General features: G+C 43.8%; 1 protein-coding gene. It reads left to right on the top strand.

The window, feature by feature from the left end:
* On the top strand, nt 1-315 hold a 315-nt coding region (locus ACYQ11_RS22210), incomplete at both ends, for a helix-turn-helix domain-containing protein (protein WP_459926024.1).

Here is a 315-nt window from a genome sequence, read left to right as displayed (position 1 = left end):
TGAAATTACAGGGATTAGCGCAACAACAATCTGCACATGGTATAAAGCTTATCTTGATGGCAGTCAATCGGCAATTCAAATCAAAAAGCGTGGCCGGACAGAAGGGAGCTTCCGGACGCTTACGCAGGATCAGGAAAAAGAACTGCAAAAGGTTATGCGCGATAAGTGCCCTGATCAATTGAAATTTCCTTTTGCATTGTGGACGCGAAAAGCCGTCAATCAGGCCATCAAAGAATTTTATGGCATTGAAATGCCGATCAGAACAGTTGGAGAATACCTGAAAAGATGGGGCTTTACGCCTCAAAGACCTTTGAA

This window comes from Desulfatiferula olefinivorans, assembly GCF_054657895.1.
Note: the sequence above shows the minus strand (reverse complement) of the source record. Positions and strands in the feature narration are given on the sequence as shown.